Origin of the sequence: Gilliamella sp. Occ4-3 (assembly GCF_001690675.1) — a bacterium.
GTDB lineage: Bacteria > Pseudomonadota > Gammaproteobacteria > Enterobacterales > Orbaceae > Gilliamella > Gilliamella bombi.
Window position 1 is genome coordinate 1 of sequence record NZ_LZHR01000017.1, and the last position, 580, is coordinate 580.

A 580-nucleotide genomic window follows, 5' to 3' on the forward strand; every position below is an offset into this window, starting at 1 on the left:
CAAAATAAAAGACTTAACTTAAAACTATCCCTTTATGCCAAAGAGGGATTATTTACCGAAGAGCTGGTCGGTCACGATGGCGACAAGCCACTATACCGCTATAATTTAACGGATGAAGGACGTAAATATCTTAGTAAAAAATGGGGGGGAACAAATTTCTGTTTTGGCAAAGTGGTGGTTGAAAAAATTGATAGGGTTGATGATCAAATGCAAGGGATAAGAATGGTGATTTTTTATTACCATATGGAAAACGTGCCAAACTGGATAAAAAATAAAGATATTTATAGTCTATATAAAGGCTATGGTGGTTTAGAGAAAGCCGTATTGGGGGGGAGTCCTAGGGGCGTACATTATTACAGTTTTGGGCCTGATGGTGAGCTACGTTTGACGGGCGGCCAGAGTGGCGGATATGTTTTATAAATGTAAATCATGGGGTTATTAATAGGCAATAATCATGACAAAAAAACTAACCATCATTGCATTACTCATCAGTAGCGCACTAATTATATTTTTACTAAAAAGTTGTAATAATTACATGTATAAAGACCGCATACAGGAAGAAAATGATCGTATTAACCCT

The 580-nt window shown here is 36.6% G+C and carries 1 pseudogene; it reads left to right on the forward strand.

Features of this window, described 5'->3' with window-relative positions:
- Nucleotides 1–420: pseudogene (locus A9G44_RS13405) on the forward strand (hypothetical protein); the annotation flags it as partial.
- Nucleotides 421–580: the final 160 nt, after the last annotated feature.